The organism is Paenibacillus sp. Marseille-Q9583 (assembly GCF_976954365.1).
Window position 1 is genome coordinate 1 of sequence record NZ_CDRJTB010000008.1, and the last position, 21,353, is coordinate 21,353.

The following is a 21,353-nucleotide window of genomic DNA, read 5'->3' on the forward strand; positions in this document are numbered from 1 at the left end:
TGCAGGTGAATCTTTAAAAAAATCAGGGATGTGGAAACTTTAATGGTGAATAATTCAGCATATACACTTTATTTACGTGAGGATTGGAAAAAATTAAGCGATTTTACTGCTATCCAATTATCAGAAGAAGAGCTTAGCGATATCCAAAGTATCAACGATAAAATTTCGATTGAGGATGTAAATGAGGTCTATCTTCCTATGTCCCAATTGATACATTTGCAGCTTCAAGCCTCTCATACATTTAAAGATTCTATAAATCACTTTCTTAATAACGATCTTAAAAGAGGTCCATTTATCATAGGCATCGCCGGAAGTGTCGCTGTTGGCAAGAGTACAACCGCTAGACTTCTTCAGAAGCTCCTCTCTCAATTACCTTCTCATCCAAAAGTAGATTTAGTTACTACTGACGGGTTCCTACTTCCCAATGCTGAGCTGGAAAAGCGTGGAATCATGAAGAAAAAGGGATTTCCTGAAAGCTATGACACACGTAGTTTAATTTCATTTTTAACTCAAGTGAAGTCTGGTGTATCGGGTGTTCAAAGCCCTGTATATTCGCATTTAACTTATGATATCGTGCCAAATGAATTTATTACGATCGAGAACCCGGACATCCTAATTGTTGAAGGATTAAATGTTCTTCAGACTAATTTGACAATTAATCAAAGTATGCCAAACTATTTTGTATCTGATTTCTTTGATTTTTCAATTTATGTGGATGCTGATGTGAATAATATTGAGAAATGGTATATTGACCGGTTTATTAAGCTGAGAGATACCGCCTTCCAAGATGAGCAATCTTATTTTAAAAAATATGCACAGTTATCACTAGAAGAATCTATCGAGATCTCGAAAAGAATATGGAAAGAAATCAATTTTGAAAATTTGATACACAATATTTTGCCTACGAGAAATCGTGCAGATCTTATACTATTTAAGAATAACAATCATCACATAGATCGCATTAAGCTGCGAAAATAAATAAGTGCTCTCACAAACCAAGCCTCTAATTTGCAGAGCTTGGTTTTTTTTATGTGCACAAAAAATTGGGTGAATATCGTAGGTGTAATGCCATTATCCTCTCGCCAGGGCAAACGTATACTGTGGTACATTCGTACATTAATGTAGAGAGAGGATAAATCAAATGATCGAAATTGCCTTGGCTTTTCAAGATAAGGATGGAAAATATGTAGAGCATGCCGGTGTCGTTTTAGCGTCAGTTTTTCATCATACAAGTTCCCCAATCCATGTTCATATTTTACATGATGCCTCTTTAACCGAAGTTAACAAGCGAAAGCTCAGCAGATTAACCATTAAACATCAGCATACGATTAGCTTTTATTCGATTACTTTGCCCGAAGATATGCTCCAGGTTCTTGCCAATATTAATTCTATCGATATGTGGACACATGCAAGTATGTACCGATTGCTGCTTCCCGCGTTAATTCCTGCTGACAAAATTATTTATCTGGATTGTGATGTATTGGTAAACATAGACATCGCGGAGCTGTGGCAGGTCGAGCTGAACGAAAAGTATTTAGGGGCGATTTGGGATCAGGGCATTATGGATGTTGCACCTATTGTGAGCGCCAAAGGGCTTAATCCTGAGATTTATTTTAATTCTGGAGTGATCGTATTTGCTTTGAATAATATCCGCCAGAATACGAACTGGTACCAAGAGATGCTGAACTTTTTGCGCACTTTCCCTGATGTCACCATGCCTGACCAGGATGTTCTAAATGCAGTTTTCGGAGCAAATTACCTCCCTCTCGATATCCGTTTTAATTCATTTAACATGGCCATCCCAGATCATGACTACAATAATAAAATCGTCCATTTTGCCGGGGATGAGAAATGCTGGAATAAAGATTCCTCAGGATTTGCGCTATATCGTAAGTTCCTAAATCTAACTCCTTGGAGAGCTTTTAAAGCCAAATTAAAACGAAGAAGACGGAAGGTCAGCTATGTTAAGCGGCGGTTCATACGAAAAAGTAATAGACGAATCATTTATAAACGTAGAATTAAAATTATACGCACAAGAATCTCACCCCTTTCGCTGTTTCAATTGAAACTAATTAGAACGATTAGGAGAAGAAAAGGGACAGTAATCAACACAAGAATTCAATATCAACGACGTATTAAACGTAAAAAAACAGCCCCTATTAGATAGGAGCTGCAGGATCTCGAGAAACCCAAGGCCATCCAGTGATTTGGGTTTCTCGTCATTCTGAAAAACGGCATCTCTGCCGTTTTTCTTAAATATGATCGTATAATAGATTCTTTAGTTCACTTTAGTAAAAAACCATTTCTGAGCATCGCTTCCATTATCCGTCCACTGCTGAACCGCTGCGCCGTCTGCCGTTGAGGCTCCGTTTACATCCATAGCTAATCCACTCACTTTAGAAATTAGTTTGTAGTATCCACCCCCTACATCTACAATGCTCCAGCGCTGAGCGTTGGTACCATTGTCATCCCACTGCTGCAACTGTACGCCGCTGGCGGTTGATGAGTTCGGCACATCCAACACTTTTCCACTATGCACTGCTGTCAGCTTATAGTAGCCGTCTCCCGTACTTTCCACCTTGAATTTCTGATTATTGGCTGTGTAATTGGTCCATTGCTGCATCTTTGCCCCGTTTGCTGTAGATACATCTACAACGTCGAGAACCTTACCACTAGCCTTATCAGCCAAAGTATAAATCCCGCCACTCACGATGCTTGAGTTAGGCGTAGTCTGATACACACGTACGTAATCAACCAGCATTTGTGCAGGGAAAGCAGTTGAACCGTTTGGTCCTCCAGGCCAATCCCCACCCACTGCAAGGTTTAGCAGAATGAAAAAAGGTTTCTGGAATTCTTCCGTATTTCCAGTTCCGTTCTCGATATAAAAAGCATTATATTGGTTGCCGTCTACAAACCATTTAATATAATTCGTATCCCATTCTACGCTGTACACATGGTACTGAGAGAAATCAAGATTACCGGAAACCTGACCATAACTGGCATGCCCATTGGCATCCCAGTGTACCGTCCCGTTAACAAAAGCATTATTGTTCACACGTTCCATAATGTCTGTTTCACCGGATTTAGGCCAACCTACTGTATCAATATTTGATCCAAGCATCCAAAATGCCGGCCAGAGTCCTTGACCCGAAGGCACCTTGATTCTAGCTTCAATTTTCCCATACGTAAAACTTTTGAGTCCTTGTGTTTTGATCCGTGCAGAGGTGTAATTCATTCCTCCATACGATTCTTTTTGCGCTGTTATTGCTAGATTGCCACCTGTTACCTGCAGGTTCTGTGGACGACTGGTATAATACTGAAGCTCATGGTTTCCCCAACCGTCGATACCCGTGCCGATTTCAGCCGACCAATTATTAGTATTCAGAGAATTCCCGTCAAATTCATCGCTCCATACCAGATTCCAGTTCGAGGCTGCACTTGAATGACCAGTAGGCACTAGAGCAATCATGAGTGTGAACAGCAGAAATAGACTTAGCATTTTTCCTTTTCTCAACATCGTCGTCTCCTCCTAATAAATGAAAAAAATTATAGGACACAGGAATGCTTAAGACGATATCTGCCCAGAGTCAGCCCAATGGAATCACCTCTTTGATCTTATTGATTTCATTGCACGGCGCGCTCGCACATTTGAAACCGGTTTCGTTTTTTGGATAAAATAAGACGCTATCCCTAGAACCAGCTATTACAGCCAGAGTCAGGTTAACGCATCACTTCATTTGCAGTGTACGTCTTCTCTATCCGTAATATGCCAAGATTTCAACCTTACTTATGTACTTTAATCCCATAGCCACTTCCTAGTTTGCCTCCTCCAATTAAAAAGGCTTTTGCACGCCGTTGCAGTTGGGTGTTCTCTTCGTACTCTTGAGGGGTCATACTTAGTTTACTAAATATTCTTTCTTCTGCTTCCTTGGAACTTTTATCGACTTCATAAATGTAGAACCGACTTTGAAACTGAATAATGTTCGATTCTGGGTTCAAGATCTCACTTAATTCCGGATCAAGCAGCCATGAATGACAAATAAACACTGGAGTTATACCTCTAAAAAAAACTCTGGCTAACTGAAAGGATTCCTCGACACTTTGAACGGATAAAGGCTCTCCCGCTGGAATGTGCACATTAAGCACAACTTGATTGATAAAGACTTTACAACCATCAACAACTAAATCGCGGTCCATCGCAAAAGGTTGAAATTGCATTCTTCCCAAACGAAATAAACGAAGCTGAACATGCTCTTGCAGCCAGTTATATTCTTCAATACCATATTCACCGTAATCACGTAGACATTGCATGCACCAGATCTGAATATCTGAGAATGTATCATAATAGATCTCATCCTCAATGTTACGAATACGATACTCTTCATAAGCATCTACTGCGAATCTCACAAATAAATATAATAGTAGCTTTCGATAGCCCTCCGATGCTTTCACAGATTCAAAAAAAGAAAATCTGTCAAAATAAAAATGTTGTTTATAAACTAGATATTCGTCCTCTTTCATCTGAAACTCATAAACCTGCTGTCTAGCCGCTGGATCAAGCTTTATCCCTTCACACAATGCTCTGATGTTCACTAAAAAACCTCCTCAGTTCTTATGGAATGCCTGTAACCCCACTTTACAAAAGCATTTCGTGAATAGTGATCTAGATTTGGAGCTTGATTCTTCGCTTCTGCTCAAGGGCATGTGCCTGCATCCGGTTCGGATAATTTGATTATAAAGACGGTAACAACCTACTTCAATGATCATTTATCCACTGCAACCAAGCTTTCAGATATTGTTTAAAATTATCTGTGCCCTTCCATTTCACTATGACTAATATTCTTCTCATAAAATACAACAAAGAAGCGGCATTTCTGCCACTTCTTTGTGTTATGGATGGCCAGGGCTCAGAGCCTGTTTTACTCCAATCCATGTTCCTTACGAATGTTATACATGCCTTGAACAAGCAGCTCGGAAGGATCCCGATTTAATTGCAAGTGGGTTAACAATAAATGCAATGGGAACGCACACACGTTATTCCCATCGCTTATCGCTGGAAATCCAGCCTCGAAGACCGGACCAAGTTTTTCATTCCAAGCTAGGCCAACGTGTACATCCTCTGGCGCAAATTCTTCGGTGATTTCTTTAATACATTGCGGAACTAACACATTGTCTATGATCGCTTTAGCTTCTTCTTCACTTGAAGGCGGTTTTGGAAGCGTTTTGCCTCCCTCAATCTTCATCAGATCAACAAAGAATGAAGCCATCCATGCTGCAGGATCCTTACCCGATTGGAATCTTGCAATCAATTCACGCAGAAAAAAGCCACAAGAATAGACATGGTCTAACTCAGACTTTACGTGAAAAACAAAAACCGGGCCGTAGGCCTCCATATTCAACACTTGTCCTTCAACGTCTTGAAAGTGCACTCTCAAAGCTACGAGACCGTTATGATGAACAGCCATCACCAGCTTATTCATATCCTCCTCAGACATTTCTGGATCATTGGTTATTTCTTCGTTCTCGTTTAATGTTTCTTCGTTCTCATTTGTTATCTCATTGGTCATTTTAAATTCCCTCCCGCTCCTATCATACCATCTAGCGAATTGAACTGACACTTTAATAATAGACAAATTCCTACCAGTTGAGGAGAAAAAAAAGAAACAGCATCTCTGCCGCTTATGAAATAGTCTCTTAATCGGTCAGGTACAAGGTCCCCGAAGGCATTAACATCCTTCCAAGAGCCTATGCCACTATTGTATTCCGGTCAGCCTCTAAGTCCCTCGCCGTCATTATCATTGACCAGCAGCGAAAATTTAAGCTTCTTTCCTTGCTTCCCCTGTGTAAGTGTTTAACAATTATGTATTCCTTCGTGACTTAGGTTCAATATTACGAACTTTTAGTGAATAAGAAGGCGTATAATTAAGAAGAAATGACGTTTTCATAGAACTAGATTAGAGGAGGACATTACAATCATGAAGTTGAGCATGAATTGGGTAACGCTTAGGGTGCGCGATCTGGAGGCTTCCCTTGATTTTTATAACCGGATTCTGGGGCTTTCCATTGACCGCAGATTTGAGAGTAGAGGAAAACAAATTGTTATGTTAGGCACGGTGGATCAGCCCAAAATCGAGCTTATTCAGGGTAGTGATCCGGCACTGAAGCCGGAATGCGGCGTTTCTGTTGGTTTCGAAGTGGCATCGCTCGACGATGCCATAGAGTATTTGAAAAGCCAAGGCATCCCCGTCGCACGCGGACCGATCACACCAAATCCCCATCTGCGATTCTTATATATACTGGACCCAGACGACTTCGAGGTACAGTTAGCGGAGCATAGCTAGGCTAGCTTTTTTCAAACCAAAAGAGGAGTGTCCCATTAGCCATGAAATGGCTGTGGTGACACTCCTCTTTTTTTTGATTATACCTGCTAATATGTTAGGATCAGCTCCTTTAGTTCGGTCAGTCGTCTTTTCAAACAGCTTAAGAATTAAGGATATGTTAAAAGGGAAGACTTTCTTGAAACAATATTCATTTGCATAAAACAATTAATTTTGTTAGTATAACTGACGAACGTTCGTTAATAACGAGGTGATTTTTTTGAAAAGTAAAGAAATTAAAGACATTGCTTTGAAATGTTTCACAACTCATGGATATGAGGGGGCTTCTTTGTCTCAAATTGCTGAGCAAGTCGGGATGAAAAAACAATCTCTTTATGCCCATTTCAAAGGGAAGGATGATCTTTTCCTGCAAGTTTTACAAGATGCCAAAGAGACAGAAATCTCATCGAAACTACAATATTTGAGTAAGGTAGGGACTCAAAATCCTAAAACAGATTTATTAGGATATCTGCAATTGGTCATTGATATGTTTCAAAAGAACGAGCAGTTAAAGTTTTGGCTGCGTATCTCTTTTTTTCCACCGCCCCATCTTGCTACAGCCATTGATGAAGAAGTAATCGACACGGAGAAAAAGATTCAACCTATCCTTGAAAGCAAATTCCAAACTTGGATTGATGCCAACGTCATTAGGAAAGATGCAGCCTCGATCCCAACACTTGCTTTCTTAGGTGTAGTAGATTCGATCATGCTAGAGCTTGTGTATGGAAATAATGAAACACGATTAAATGAAAAACTAAATGCCTCATGGACCGTATTTTGGAGAGGTATTTCACAGCTGTGATTTTACAAAGAGAGGTATTCCTTCATGAAGAAACCATTAAAAGAACAAAAAACAGTCTTACTCATTCTACTAAGTAATATATTCATTGTTTTTCTAGGCGTTGGGCTAATCGTCCCTGTTATGCCATCCTTTATGAATATTATGCATTTGTCAGGCAAAACGATGGGGTATCTTGTAGCAGCATTTGCGTTCGCTCAACTACTTATGTCTCCTCTGGCAGGGCGATGGATTGACACTTACGGCAGAAAAAAAATGATCGTGATCGGCTTAATACTCTTCAGTGCATCGGAATTGATCTTTGGTTTAGGCACGCATGTATCCGTTCTTTATATCGCCAGAATTCTTGGAGGGATTGCTGGTGCATTCATTATGCCTGCCGTCACTGCCTATGTTGCGGACATCACCTCAGTAGAGGAAAGACCTAAGGCAATGGGTTATGTTTCTGCCGCCATTAGTATTGGTTTTATTATTGGCCCAGGAATCGGAGGATTTATTACTGAACTAGGTATACGTGCTCCATTCTATTTTGCTGCTGGCTTCGCCTTAATCACTTGTATTTCGTCGATATTTATTCTGAAAGAGCCACTATCCAAAGAGCAGCTTTTGGAAATCAGTAAACTTAAAAAAGACACCAACTTTATCAGCGATCTGAAACGCTCGTTTCATCCAGCATATATTATTGCGTTTATTATAGTGTTTGTCCTCGCCTTTGGCTTATCGGCATATGAAACTGTGTTTAGCCTCTTTTCTGATCATAAATTTGGCTTCACTCCACGGGATATTGCAACCATCATTACAATAAGCTCAATCTTCGGGGTGGTTGTGCAGGTCTTTTTATTCGGTAAAATGGTAGATAAGCTCGGTGAAAAAAAGCTCATTCAACTCTGCTTAATTGCTGGCGTAGCCTTAGCTGTAGCCTCCACCATGATCAATAACTATTTAACTGTTCTGCTAGTTACCTGCTTCATCTTTCTCGCATTTGACCTGCTCCGTCCAGCATTAACGACCTATTTATCAAAAACGGCTGAAAAAGAGCAAGGCTTTGTCGCTGGCATGAACTCAACCTATACTAGCCTTGGTAATATCATCGGACCTGCATTAGGCGGAGTATTATTTGATGTAAACATCAACTATCCGTATCTCTTTGCGGCTGTCATTATGTTTATTGGTCTTGTAATTACGATGGTATGGAAAGAAAAACAATCTACTAGTGGGTTGGTAAACTAACAATTATAAAGAAGATATGGACAGAAACAGCCTCGCTACGTTCCTACATTCCTGCAACAATAGGGAGCACAACAAAAAAAGCAGTCGGAAAAACGAGTTGTTTTTCCGACTGCTTTCATTTTAAGGACTTCTTGGACATCCTATTCCCACTATATTTCTTAACTTTGCTGTTGGGAATTGCTTGACAGCATGCGCATCAGCATCATTATGGCTTCCGCTCTAGTCGCTGTCGCATTTGGCTCAAATAGATTGTTGCTTTTACCTTTCACAATGCCGTGCTGCACTGCAAGCACGACAAATGGCTTAGCCCAACCTGGGATTTCCTGATCATCCGCAAATTTTGTTACTACGCCTTCCGCTTGATCAGACAGATTAAGCACCCTGACAATAAGCGTCACCATTTCGGCACGGCTAATTTCATCCTGCGGTCGGAAACTACCATCTGCATATCCATTAACAATTCCGATCTGCTTTGCATAAGCAATCGCATCACTTGCCCAGCTGCTTATTTCTTTAGAATCTGTAAACTTGGCCGTTCCAGCTGCCTGCTGCTCCGGCTGTAATACTCGCACAAGCATTACTACAAATTGTTCGCGGTTTATTAACATATTCGGTCTGAACGTTTCATCTGTATAGCCTTTAATAATTCCTTTCGCTGTTGCTTGCATAATTGCATTCTCTGCCCAATGGCCAACGATGTCTTTAAAGCTAATTGTCGGCTGCTTTGGATCCGTAGGTTTCTTCGGATCTGTTGGATCCTTTGTCTCTTCTTTTTCTGGTGTTGGTGTTGGCGTTGGTGTTGGTTTTGGTGTAGCTACAGGATCAGTTATCCCGGAATTTCCACCGTCACTTTGGCGAGCAACAATCACCTTTACTTCTGCCAGCAATTGCTTTGCATTGCTCCATTGCTCAGACAACGCAAGTTCTCCTTTGAACAAATAAGTTCCAGCAGTCGTAGCGTTGTAGCTTGGTGTACCGTTATCCCAAGCCGAAATGTTTACGATGTGCTTGCTATTATCACTTAATGTTACCTCTACTTGTTGAGGCAGAGGAAGATCAGTTTGCATTGTACCGTACGCTACACCAATATCTGGAAGACTGCTAATCGCAGAAACAGTAATCACGACAGGTATCTCCTTTTCTTTGCGCTTCACGCTCAAAGTATAGCGTTCTGTAATCGCAGTATCCTGCGCCGTAACTTCGAGCGTAACCATGGTTTCAGCACCTGTCAGTTCAATCTTTTCAGTTACTGTATTGCCCGACTCGCCAATGATATGATCGGCTAGCTTTAGCTGCACCACTGCTTTGGAGTCATAAGTCGCTGCGCTAACTGTCACATGCCCGGCATCATCTTCTACGACAGCTTCATATTGCTTTGTCAACGGATTAAAGCTTGGGCTAAGCGCTACTTCCTGCCCATTCTCATCCAGCACAGCTATGTTTACCAGGCTCGCTTCCTTCTCAGGCTGCCCTACAATCTCGGATGCATTGTAGTCTGTCAACGCCTGTTGCAGGACTGCAATCATATCAATAATAGTCTCCTTGTCAGCTCCCTCCTGCCCAGCTACTAGCTCAGCTGCTTCGATTGCAGCTTGCAATTCCGCTCTTGCTTCAGGCGTGAATTCTCCTGGCTTGCTGCCCTCGATCGTCTGCAATAACCGAGCTTTAGACTGATCAATTATTTCGTTCAGATGCTTTAATTCCTCATTCTCGATAACGATAACTGGAACCGCATAGAACTCTATTTCATTCACATTGCCATAACCGCTATTTGGGGATAAGTAACGCAAATAACGATACGGCTGCGATGGAGTTACAAGCTCAACTTCATTCCAGCCATAAGGAGGTGTGGATGGAATGACATATATATCCTCGAAACCTTCCGTCGAAGATGTATTCGAGCCTTGAAATTTACCACCTTTCATACGATAAGCGTTATCCTCTCGCGGATAGAAACGAATTAATTTTACAGGAGCCTCGTTACCCTCTCCCAAATCAATGCCAGCATACTGACCGTTAGCTTCATTCGCGTCAAAGTAGGTATTAATGTCTCCATCAAACATCTTGTCGTAAGTGCAGGAGTTACAGCCGGAATACGGTGCTCCATATCCAAACACTGTACCAGTCAGCTTCTCCACCTCATTACTAATTGTAATGATCAGCTCTCCTGTAATCTCTGGATGATCTAATGCCTTTGCGATTACTTTAATTCGTCCGTTATTAAGGGCATTAAGCAACCCGTCTTTGCTAATTGTAGCTATCGTCTTGTCAGATGACTCTACATTTTCTACGGACCATACTACAGCTTTATTACGTACATTCAGGGGCTTAACAATCGCCGATAATTGCAATGTCCCGTTTGTTCTATCGATCGTAGTCTTTCCATCTTCTGCAACTACAACAATGCTAGCTGCATCCGCATAAAGTGTAAGTGATACTTGGTTGCCATAGGCTAATAGCTGCTCATCGTTTGCAGTTGTGAATACAACCTTTTCGACATAGATATTAGCTGAGGACCGCTCAGTCTCTTTACTCTTTGCCTTGACAACTAAAAGCTTCGACGCTTCTGTACTGGCTGGAAGCTCGCCTTCAAGGACAACACGGATTTCTCCTTCTTTTACAGTCTTCCAATCAACTGCTTCATTTGATGCTGAAGTAATGCCGGTAACTTCCAGCAGCGCCGGATCAAAAGAAATTGTTAATTCAGCCTTGCTAATTGCTTGCTCTAGGTTAACTACTTCAAGTGTAAGCTCGTTATCGTCTTGCACTTTCCAATCTACATTTCCACCCCAAAGTAGTTGAGGCCCATCTTGCAATTCAGGCTTAATCTGCTGTGTGCTCATAAACCACTTCTGCAAGGATACAGGATTAGCAGCTTTCCATTCTCCTAATACAAGGGGCAGCTCCTGACCGATAGCCAGCTTACTCGCTTGTAATACTAGTCCACTAGATGCATTTATGATTTTATACGAATTGTCATCTAGTTGCTCTAATGTCCACTTTTGCTCAGCATCATTATTCCAAGCGCCTAGTTTAACTACTTCGCCTCGAGCCTCTAAAACCTGGCCCATCAGTTCATTGGCAATCTGATAAGAATTTGAGCCTGCAGGTTTAATATTCCAAAGCTCTCGCTTGGATACACCTTTAGATGCATCATTTTGGACAATTTTTGCTCCATCTGATGTTGAGTTACTCATTGGCTTTAGATAAAGGCCTGATTTCTTATTAATGAACTGTACTGTACCATCCTCAACAGGAAGCATTTGCCAAAGTTGTGCATCCTGGCGATTAACGCTGCGTTGGCGAATTGCAGTATTAGCTTCTTCATCCATGGATGTTAGAGCTTTACCGCTTAATTGATTGATTAACACATAATAGCCGTTCGCTTGCTCTTCTACCTTCCACTGTTGATTATTTTTTTTAGTCAGACTCCATTGAATAATATCTGCAGAATCTGAGCTTGATTCATCTGCTACATCCAAAGCTTTACCTGATTTACCGTTTAAAATAAAGTAATTATTGCCACTGTTTTGAACAAGCTCCCATGTTTGAATAGGATCGATGCCACCAGCGGAAAGAATCGCATCAGTATCTACAGCTGCAGTAGCCTCACTCGACAGCATCATTCCAGTTGCTTCATTCGTAAATACTTGCGCACCCGCAACCAAAGTTGGTAATGTGATTGTAATTTCCGCATCAACACCTGCTGTTAACGAAATTTCACGAGCATTCATATCAAGTGCTTCCTTAACCTCTGCGCCATAAACTACTATCTCATCGATGCCATATCGTGTAGATAACATTAATGTTTGTGTCTTATCGGAATTTAGAACGACTTTAATAATGCCGTTATTTAGATCCCATTCCAACGTTTTGATCTCGGTTTGATTTCTAGCACGCATGCCTGAAATATCTCCCGTTGCCCATTGCTCAGGCAGAGCTGGAAGCAGCTCGATTGTGTCGGCATCTGTATACGCCAGAGACTCCATAATAATGGCAGGGATTGTTATCGGACCATCTGTGCAATAAACGGCCTTCCACCAGTCATTATGCGACATCAGCAAGCTGGTGAACAAGTAGCGATCCGTGAATAACGGCAGCAAAGATTCGTATACACCTTCAGCACGATTGACGCGGGCTTCCACAAGTCCTTTATGAACAAGACCATGGGCAGCACTCTCGCCACCAATTTGCTCACGACTATCAAGCACCTTTATAATACCTTGATTTAGTTTGTTATCTGGATTTTGTTTCGATTCTAATGCAGGCCAAGCAGGATACAAATGACTAATGTGACGATGATAATTTTGGTCCTCTAAGTCATCCATCGCCCACTCCTTCAATGAGCCATTGCTATTATACTTATACTCAGGTAAACGACTTAGCAGTTGCTCCCATTTTGCAATATCATCAGTATTTCCTAATAACTCTGAAACCTCGATCAGCATTAACAGGGCATCCTTAGTAGACGCAATATCCATCGTTGCGTTCGGCTGTATCGTAGAATTGCGATTCGCAGGGACATTTTCCGGTGAATAAGTCGGTACCATAATAAAATTACCATTCTCATCGACAAATTCTTCTGTTAACAAACCATCGAAGAAGTTGCCTACCATTGTCAATTTTTCAAAGAGAATATCTAGTACCGGACGCTTGCCGCCTTTGCCATCAGGAATCTCCTGATTGCCGGAAGTCAAGTAATATTCATAGAACGGGAACAACAACCAACTTGCTCCTGAAATCCAGTATTGACCCGGGAAGCTGTCATTATCGGTAAAGTGAGTTAATGGAGCTCCGTCACCATCCGTTCTCGGCGGTGCAAGTATTGCATCTTTAATGCCAAAAATACGTTCAGCATTAACTTCCCAATCTTCAATATCACGCATAATTAGGTTAAAATAGCTTTCCATCGCCTCTGGTGTATTGCCGATATTACCACCGGCAATTTGCAAGTTGATGTTGGCGTCAGTTGTAAAATCTCCACTCCATTGTGGCTGGAACTCTCCTGTCCATAGTCCCATTAGACGAGGCGGGTTGTGGCCGCTTGCAGAAATATACGCATAACGTCCAGAATCAAACACCTTCTCTGCTAATGCTAGATTGATCGTATCCGGGCTGCCATATTGCTTTTGAAGAAGCTTATCACTCGTTAATTGACGATCTGCAGAATCACCATTCAAATTCAGCTTCACACGATTCATCATTTCGCCTTGAACCGTTGCATGCGGTGCAAGTGCAGACTCATAATTAAACGTATCAGCATTCGTATATTTTCCTACGAATGTATTGGCCTGCTCTAGCAAGCTATCAACTAGCTCAGCTTGATCAAGCTCGAAGTCTTTTTCCTGGCGATCCAGCGTTGTAACCAATGCAATGTATGTTGCGCCTTCAACACGTACATCATTTCCAGATACACGCTTTGCACCGTCTGTAACAATCTTCGTTACTCCCGCATAACCACCAGTTGCAAGCGGTGAGTTTGGCATAAGAGGATATTTCGCTTTTAATACTAGATAGTCTCCAGTCGCCTCCACTTCCTGTTGAGTGATAATTCCTGTATTCTGGAAATTCGGGAGATCTTCCACATTAATGTTTACTGAAGCGCCGAAGCTTGTTGCTTCGGTCGGATTTTCCATGTAGGTTACGATTACATTATCTGGTCGAGATACAAATGTCTTTCTTGCCCAATCGCCTTGACTATCAGACCAACGAGCACCGATTTCTCCAGTCTCATAATTAGTCCAACGATCATAGTTGTTGCGCTGACCTTCCGACTCCACATTCAGCTTCGCCTCATAGCCAGGATGGAAGGAATAGGTATGCACAATTTCCCAGTTTGCATTCGGATTGCCGGATGTTTCACGCAACCATCCACTTGCGGCTTCACTAGCCTTCGAAGCTGCTTCCTTGCCACGTCCTTCCAAAGTTAAACGCTGCACTTCGTTTAGGACACTGCTAATGTCTGGTGCCTCACGAACACCATCATTCGGCAAATTGAATTTCGTATTTTGATAAATGAAACGCTCATCTAAAGGATCACCGTAGCTAACTACACCTAGCAATCCGTTACCACTAACCATTCCGTCCTTCCAATGCGAGGCTGGTGTGTCAGAATGCACCCCACGGAATTCTTCATTAGGACCACCAGTTTCTACTCGTACAAGGCCAGCAATGGCTGCTTTTAATCCTATAATCGCTGCATCAATCTCATCTTGAGTAGCATTCACGTTTGCTTGAATGGTCTGAGCCTTAGCCAATGCTTGCTGCAGTCCAATCCAGCTTTCCATAGTGTAGCGCACTGCATTCAAAGCTAGAGCCCGCTCTATCAACTCCACAAGTAAGCTATCATCGAACTTCGCTTCGAACTTAAACCCGCCTACATTTACACTATCTGAAAATTCCAGGTATACATCATGAATACCTGTCACTATACTGTCCAGCTCAACATCGATAGTTTTGTATTGCTGCCAGTCCCCCGTATTAGGTACTTTAACTGAAGCAATTTTTCTTCCAGACGGATCATCAATGTAAACATTAATCTTCATAGGAGTTGTCGTTGCTGCACGTATAGATAGCTTTCTAGCACCATCTTTGAAATCCATATTTTTGTAGATCGTATAATCGCCATTTGAAGTAAAGGCAAGATTTTGGATGCCCTCAGAGCTATTTTCAACTCTTATATTCCCTGTTGCATCATTAAAGCTGGCAGCCATATTCCAATCGAATGCATTTCTTGTTTCATATTCAGTCGACGGCTGGAATTGGAACCAGCGAAGACCAGCTCCTTCAGAGAACACCACATATAAATCATGTATGCCAGTAATGCTGGAATCTACCTTAGCCTCAACTTTAACATAGTTTTTCCAGTCTCCTGTGTTTGGCACTTGTGCGGTAGCAACCTTCGGTCCATCCGGGCTTCCAATTCGGAAGTCAATCGTCATCTCGCTCATTGCAGAAGCCATTACAGTTAGGCTTTTTGCCCCGGCACCAAAATCGCGCCTGTTATAGACAACATGATCTCCTCCATAAATATTGCCTAGATTCTTTTGCCATGATTCATTGTCCATTTGCTCCTCTACTTTACCTGTTGCAAAGGAAAAATCAGTTGCGTCTGTTTGATAAAAAATATTACGGTTCGGATCCTTATACTCCGGAATCTGCTGCTCAAATTCCAGCTTAACAGCATATGCTTGAGCTGATTCCGCAGGAATTGTAGCGGGCAGATCGATCATTAGACCTGTTGTATCCTGCTTCCATGTCAGTTCTTCTCCATCGACTAAAGACACTTTTTTCAATTGAGCTGTGTCAAAAGTATACTTCGAAAGCTTCGAAATTTTCATTTTGTTGTCTTGCGGCCATCCTAAGCCAATCGCATACAACGTATCCTCTGCTTTATTTCTTGTAAAGCGAATATCCTTTTCGTTTCCTTCGTGCGGCTCAGCGTATATTTCCCCGTTCATCGGAGTAGGTCCTTCTCCAAAAGTGGACCAGGCACGAGTAGAATAGATCGCCTCGCCATATTTTTCTAGCCAGCGTCCCATTCCCATTAGAATGTCCTTCTGCTCTTGGGGAATTGAACCATCGGCCATTGGTGAGATATTCAATAGCAAGTTGCCATTTTTACTTACTCGATCGATAAGGGAATGAATTAATGCTCGTAAAGAGTAATAAGACATCCCATCAGTATAAGACCAGCTAGAAGAGCTGACACTGTCATCTGTCAACCAGTAATTGTCAGTAATATCTGCAGGACCGCCTCGTTCATAGTCTATTACCTCTCCATCACGAAATGCATCAAGGTCATGCCTTTTGTAGGTTACCACCACTTCTTTATTTTGCTGCTTCGCGCGGTTATAGTACTCAGATAAAAACTTCAATCGTTGTGATTCGCCAACCTTATTTACGTCAAAATCATGCCAAATAATATCCGGATCGTAGTTGACCACTAACTCATTCAGCTTATCATACCAAAGCTGATCGAGTTCCTCCTTCGGCAATTGTCCATACAATTTTTGCAGGCTTGGATCTTCTTGTGGGGGCACAGCCTTATAAAAGCCGTTGTAATTGTAGGCATGATGATTGCTCACAATAGTTTTCATGCCTTGGCCACGAATAGCATCTGTCAGTAAACGTACAATATCAATGCCTGGTCCCTTATCGACTGTGTTCCATTCATTAACCTCGCTATCCCACATCGAGTAGCCATCATGATGCTCTGCGACAGGTCCTGCGAAACGCGCTCCAGCATTTTTAAAGAGCTCCGCCCATTCCTCAGGATCAAATTGTCCTCCCTCTGATTTCAATACAGGCATAAATTGTTTCCTGTTACCTTCCTTATCGGAAGCGCCTTCAATAAAATTGTGATATGGCCAGACCTGTGGATTACCATACACATTTTCATGATGAGATCTTTCTTTTGACCCATCTTCAAACATGTATTTCGGGTACCACTCACTAGAATATGCTGGTACACTGTAAGCTCCCCAATGAGCATAAATTCCAAACTTCGCATCCTGAAACCATTCAGGCGCCGGATCATGCTCTCCTACTGATTCCCAAGTAGGCTCATAATCATCAGGCTCAGCAGCATATACTGCCGCTGGATAACTTTGAAAAAAGGTAGAAAATAGCATCGTAAAAGCTACAACTAGGGCAATCTTGTTTGTAATTTGTCTCCTTGTATTTTTGCCAACTACTTTCTGTGGTGCTTTCTTCATTGCGAAACCTCCATGTTTATAAAATGTTTAGTAAGCGCTTTCATATTACCATAGAAGAAATGGTTCAATTTGGAAAATATATAGCACTATTTGTATTTTTTTGTGATTTCACTATCACTTGAAGTATTTATTACATGGTATATTGTAATTTCTTTTGTTTCTGGTACTTTCTTTTGATGAAGGTTAGGAGTGTATCAAGTAAGGTTAAAATGGGTCAATTCCTAGGGCGCAGGCCCTTCTCCATCAAGAGATGGCCTGTATTTACTTGCACAACAAAAAAAACGGCATCTCTGCCGTTTCTTTAAGATGAACTCTTAGGGGCTCGAACCCTTGACAAATAGAATAAGAGTCAAAAGCACTTTCTCTTGTCCAGACATAATCCGTTAATGCTGAAAACCCTCAGCCACATTCAGCTGTCCTCTATCTATCTTCTTATTCTATAATTCTTCAACCTAGAATGGATTGATCACATGGAAAAAGACATTAGGCGACGCCATCCGGTAATAATAGCTGCACCAGCCTGCACCTTTGTCGGTGAAACGGTTCGTCGTGCTATACAGCAATCGTTCCTGCTCCAGCTCCTCGATCCGTTCGAGCTTTCCGTCCGCATATTCTAACAGCCTCATGCTCGCTGTATCCAGCCGGCTTACGACACCGCCGTAACGAATATCGAGTACCTCCCAGCCGAACGGTTTGAACATCGATAGCCATTGCTTCCGGTGTGCGGCGCGAAGCTGTTGCACACTCAGCGAGATTTCGGGCAAAACATCCTCTGCAATCCGCCTAAGCACTGCCTTGTCTCCACTGTCATAAGCCCGCTTCAGCTCAAGACCGATTTCGCTCTTCTGCTTCAGCACCGCACACAGCTTTTGCGGCACCTCGAACAAGTAATCTAGCTCTGCCTCGGCTTTTCTGCGGCTAGCAATTTCGCCTTCAGTCCATGCATAATGAGCCGCCATATCTAGCCCATCAATCTGTTTGTCGAACAGCCCCAGCAGTACATCCTGATACAACAGAAACTTAGACGGATTGCTCTGCTTCTGATTATTTGGCGCAGCTCCCGGTGTCTCGTCCAAATACTTCAGTCCCATGTAAGCATCCGCTTCGATGCCGGTGCAGAACCGAACGCGCTCGGCCAGCGCCTTGTCAGTCGGCGTCGACGAAGAATAAGCATGCTCCGCATAAAACTGCAAGCCGAGCAAAGCGATGTACGGATTGCTCTCCATCCCGTCGTCACCCCACATCGTCGCATAAACTTCCCGGATGCCTTCCTTCTTGCATACCGTCAGTGCTGCATCGGTCGCCGGCAAGGATAGCCCATAATTGACGCCGAATGTATTGAATACCCACACCGCACCCGCAAAAATAAGATTATTGCCGAGCGGCCGGTGTTTAGCGATCAATGTTTCGTAGTCCTTCTCCTCGACGTGGTTATAGTCCCAGTAAACCATATCTATATCCTTAGGAATGCGGCTCGACATTTCCTCTGATATCTGCGTCTCATGGCCGTAATAATCTTCACCGTTAGCTGAAGCCAGCTTCAGGAACATATCGCTCCACATCATCGGTTTTAATCCTAAGCGTCGCGTTACTGTAAGCACCCGCTCCAGATGACCTGTCATAATATCAAAACGGCTTATATGTCCATTGCGATCCAAAAATTTACCTCGTCCAAGCTCTTCCGCTTCATCCATCCCGATGTGGATTTTCCGGCTGCGGAACGGCGAGCTAATACTGACAATCATATTTTCGACCAGAAGATCGGTCTTCTCCGCTCCAACTAGCAACGCGCCTTTTGTATCTTTATATTCCTTTACCGGCTCCCATTTCAGAAACTCCTCTAAATGAGCCAGTGTCTGAATGCTCGGGAATGCTTCAATGCCGAATTGATCGGCGTAATCGTCGATTTCCTTCAACTCCGCAACAGAGTAGCGGCCGCGCATATAGCCGAAATAAGGCTCATCTTCTATCTCGTAAGTGTCTTCCAAATAGAGCATGACGCTATTCAAGCCCATCAGCGCCATTTTGCGCAGCATAAACTTGAAACTTTCAACGGTCAGCACTCCATTGCGCGACAAATCAAACATCGGACCAATCGCATCGAATTGTTGTTGCTCTATAATTTGAAACTTCTCTCCGCCACTAAACTTCTGAATCAACAATCCCAAGCCGCGGAAAAATTGATGTTTAGCGCCGTAACGAATATAAGCGCTTTTACCATCATAGCCAACTTCCAGTTTTCCTGAAGACGATTCTATCCACACGGGAATTCCGTCCTCCGACAATTCTGACTTAAGTTCGGTAAGCAGCAACTGAAGCCCTGATTGAAGCTCGCTCAATTCCCCCATAAAATGTAACTTCACTATCAATCCCTCCACATGAATGAAATATGTATAAAATTACACCAAAAACTCGATCAAGGGTGTTAACCTTTGACCGAGCCTGCTACCATACCTTTCATAATTTGCTCTTGGAAGATCAAAAAGATGACGATAGTTGGTATTGCAGCAATAAACATCGCTCCCATTGTTAAGCTGTAGTCCGTTCCGAATCCGTCGGAGAAGAGCGACAAGCTGAGGGGCAGCGTCTTCAGCGCTTGAGAATTAATAAAGACGAGCGCGAAGGAGAAGTCATTCCAAAACCTTAAAAATGCAAGAATTGTAATCGTAGCCACGATTGGCAGAGACAGCGGGAAAATGATGCGTCCGAAGATTCCCCACCAGCCATTGCCGTCGATCATCGCCGCTTCCTCTACTTCTCTTGGAATAGATACGATGTAGGCCATTCCGAGGAAGATTGCAATTGGTAATTCAAATGCCGTATAAGGCAGAATGAGTGACCAGTACGTATTCAGCATCCCGAGCTTGTTCATGAAAATAAACAATGGAACGAGTGTGCTATGAATTGGAATGAGCATGCCGAGCAAGAACAATCCTTTTACAGCTCCACTCCACTTGAATGGGAATCGGGCAAGCACATATGCAGCAAGCATGCCGAGCACAATAGTTAGCAGTAGCGCTGACATAGTAACTACTGTGGAGTTAAGCACCGCCCGACCCATATTTCCGAGATCCCATGCCCGGGTTATGTTGTCGAGTTGCCAATGCTGCGGCCAGGAATAAGGACGATTGAAAAATTCCTGATTCGACTTGAATGCACTTATTCCTAACCAATATAGCGGATACAATGTAATTATGGCATAAAATAACAGAATGATTTTCGCAATTCCGGAAATCGGCTTACGTAACAGCGAGCCTCTCATCTTCTCCGACCGAGCGTTTATCATTACTTGCATAGCGATTCACTCCTTCATCGGCCGGGCTAACATTAGCCGACCGCCCATTACCCGCGTCTCTTCGTGATGATGTGATTTAGGCCAATGAGCACGGCGCTAATCAGAATAATCATTGTGGATACCGCAGAGCCGTAGCCGTAACGGTATACCGTAAAGGTGTTATTGTACATATATGTGGCGAGCAATTCTGTAGATTGTGCAGGACCGCCACGCGTCATGACGATAACATGGTCGAATGCCTTTAAGCTCCCAGATATGCATAGTACGATGGTTACAACAACTGTTCCCCAAATCATCGGGAGCGTTACGAAAAATAACTTCCTCCAACCAATCGCCCCGTCGATCTTCGAAGCATCATCAATTTCTGAAGATATATTTTGGAGTGCAGCGATGAAAATGATAAGATATGGCCCGATATTTGCCCAGTTAATCGGAATCGATACGGCAAACATATTGATTTTAGGATCGTCTAGCCAAGATCGAGTCCAAGATTCCAGTCCCAGCGTCTCCAATAATTGATTCAGTAAACCAATTTGCGGGTGATAAATATAACCCCAGATAAGGCCGACAACGACTGTAGACAGCACCATCGGGAGAAATACGGCGGAGCGCATCAAGCGATTGAACATCGTGTTCTTAAGCAGCAGCAATGACAGCAGCAATGCGACCGATACTTGACCTATTACTGCCGAGACAACAAGGATCAGATTGTTTTTCAGCGCTCTCCAGAATACAGGATCCTCTAATATCATTCGATAATTATCCAACCCGATAAACTTGGCAGCACCGAGTCCCTTCCACTCAAAGAACCCGTAGTACGCTGACCAAAAAATCGGGACGATCGCAAAGACGATAAAGATGAGTAGTGCAGGAAGCAGCGCCATGATGACGAAGCTTCTGCTGCGCAATGATGCAGGCATGGCGACAGCCTCCTT

At 42.7% G+C, this 21,353-nt stretch carries 12 protein-coding genes; 5 read left to right on the forward strand and 7 right to left on the reverse strand.

The genetic code is table 11. The annotated features are described in order from the left end of the window. The first annotated feature begins 42 nt into the window (after positions 1–42). Together coaA and ACWNM1_RS05780 are read left to right on the forward strand one after the other, a co-directional pair. Positions 43–978 carry a type I pantothenate kinase gene (coaA, locus tag ACWNM1_RS05775; protein ID WP_449600255.1) on the forward strand — a complete coding sequence of 312 codons (936 nt, stop codon included), beginning with the start codon at positions 43–45 and terminating at the stop codon, positions 976–978. 163 nt (positions 979–1,141) lie between these two features. Beyond that, positions 1,142–2,167: a glycosyltransferase family 8 protein gene (locus ACWNM1_RS05780; RefSeq protein WP_449600256.1), complete on the forward strand. Its 1,026-nt coding sequence runs from the start codon at positions 1,142–1,144 to the stop codon at positions 2,165–2,167. 111 nt (positions 2,168–2,278) lie between these two features. Here ACWNM1_RS05780 and ACWNM1_RS05785 read toward each other — a convergent pair whose 3' ends face one another. The 3 genes from ACWNM1_RS05785 to ACWNM1_RS05795 all read right to left on the reverse strand — a co-directional run bounded on the left by ACWNM1_RS05785 (position 2,279) and on the right by ACWNM1_RS05795 (position 5,567). Then, positions 2,279–3,517, reverse strand: coding sequence for an RICIN domain-containing protein (locus ACWNM1_RS05785; protein ID WP_449600257.1), 1,239 nt, complete (start codon positions 3,515–3,517; stop codon positions 2,279–2,281). 266 nt (positions 3,518–3,783) lie between these two features. Then, a complete protein-coding gene (locus ACWNM1_RS05790; protein ID WP_449600258.1) occupies positions 3,784–4,593 on the reverse strand; it encodes an acyltransferase domain-containing protein in 810 nt (269 codons plus the stop codon). 326 nt (positions 4,594–4,919) lie between these two features. Then, positions 4,920–5,567 carry a hypothetical protein gene (locus ACWNM1_RS05795; protein WP_042186601.1) on the reverse strand — a complete coding sequence of 216 codons (648 nt, stop codon included), beginning with the start codon at positions 5,565–5,567 and terminating at the stop codon, positions 4,920–4,922. Between the two features lie 408 nt (positions 5,568–5,975). Between ACWNM1_RS05795 and ACWNM1_RS05800 the strand changes: the two genes are divergently transcribed. The 3 genes from ACWNM1_RS05800 to ACWNM1_RS05810 all read left to right on the forward strand — a co-directional run bounded on the left by ACWNM1_RS05800 (position 5,976) and on the right by ACWNM1_RS05810 (position 8,406). Then, a complete protein-coding gene (locus tag ACWNM1_RS05800; RefSeq protein WP_449600259.1) occupies positions 5,976–6,341 on the forward strand; it encodes a VOC family protein in 366 nt (121 codons plus the stop codon). A 247-nt stretch (positions 6,342–6,588) separates the two neighbouring features. After that, positions 6,589–7,179 carry a TetR/AcrR family transcriptional regulator gene (locus ACWNM1_RS05805; RefSeq protein ID WP_449600260.1) on the forward strand — a complete coding sequence of 197 codons (591 nt, stop codon included), beginning with the start codon at positions 6,589–6,591 and terminating at the stop codon, positions 7,177–7,179. Between the two features lie 24 nt (positions 7,180–7,203). Next, positions 7,204–8,406, forward strand: a complete 1,203-nt coding sequence (locus ACWNM1_RS05810; protein WP_449600261.1) for an MFS transporter — start codon at positions 7,204–7,206, stop codon at positions 8,404–8,406. Positions 8,407–8,564: 158 nt separating this feature from the next. Here ACWNM1_RS05810 and ACWNM1_RS05815 read toward each other — a convergent pair whose 3' ends face one another. From ACWNM1_RS05815 to ACWNM1_RS05830, 4 genes are all read right to left on the reverse strand, one after another. Next, the gene (locus tag ACWNM1_RS05815; RefSeq protein ID WP_449600262.1) at positions 8,565–17,123 is read right to left on the reverse strand and encodes an alpha-L-fucosidase; all 8,559 of its coding nucleotides are present in this window, start codon (positions 17,121–17,123) and stop codon (positions 8,565–8,567) included. Between the two features lie 452 nt (positions 17,124–17,575). Then, positions 17,576–19,486: a family 20 glycosylhydrolase gene (locus tag ACWNM1_RS05820; RefSeq protein ID WP_449600263.1), complete on the reverse strand. Its 1,911-nt coding sequence runs from the start codon at positions 19,484–19,486 to the stop codon at positions 17,576–17,578. A 62-nt stretch (positions 19,487–19,548) separates the two neighbouring features. After that, positions 19,549–20,409: a carbohydrate ABC transporter permease gene (locus ACWNM1_RS05825; RefSeq protein ID WP_445671635.1), complete on the reverse strand. Its 861-nt coding sequence runs from the start codon at positions 20,407–20,409 to the stop codon at positions 19,549–19,551. A gap of 56 nt (positions 20,410–20,465) precedes the next feature. Beyond that, positions 20,466–21,338 (reverse strand): carbohydrate ABC transporter permease, encoded by an 873-nt coding sequence (locus tag ACWNM1_RS05830; protein ID WP_449600264.1) that lies wholly within the window; start codon positions 21,336–21,338, stop codon positions 20,466–20,468. Between the last annotated feature and the right edge of the window lie 15 nt (positions 21,339–21,353).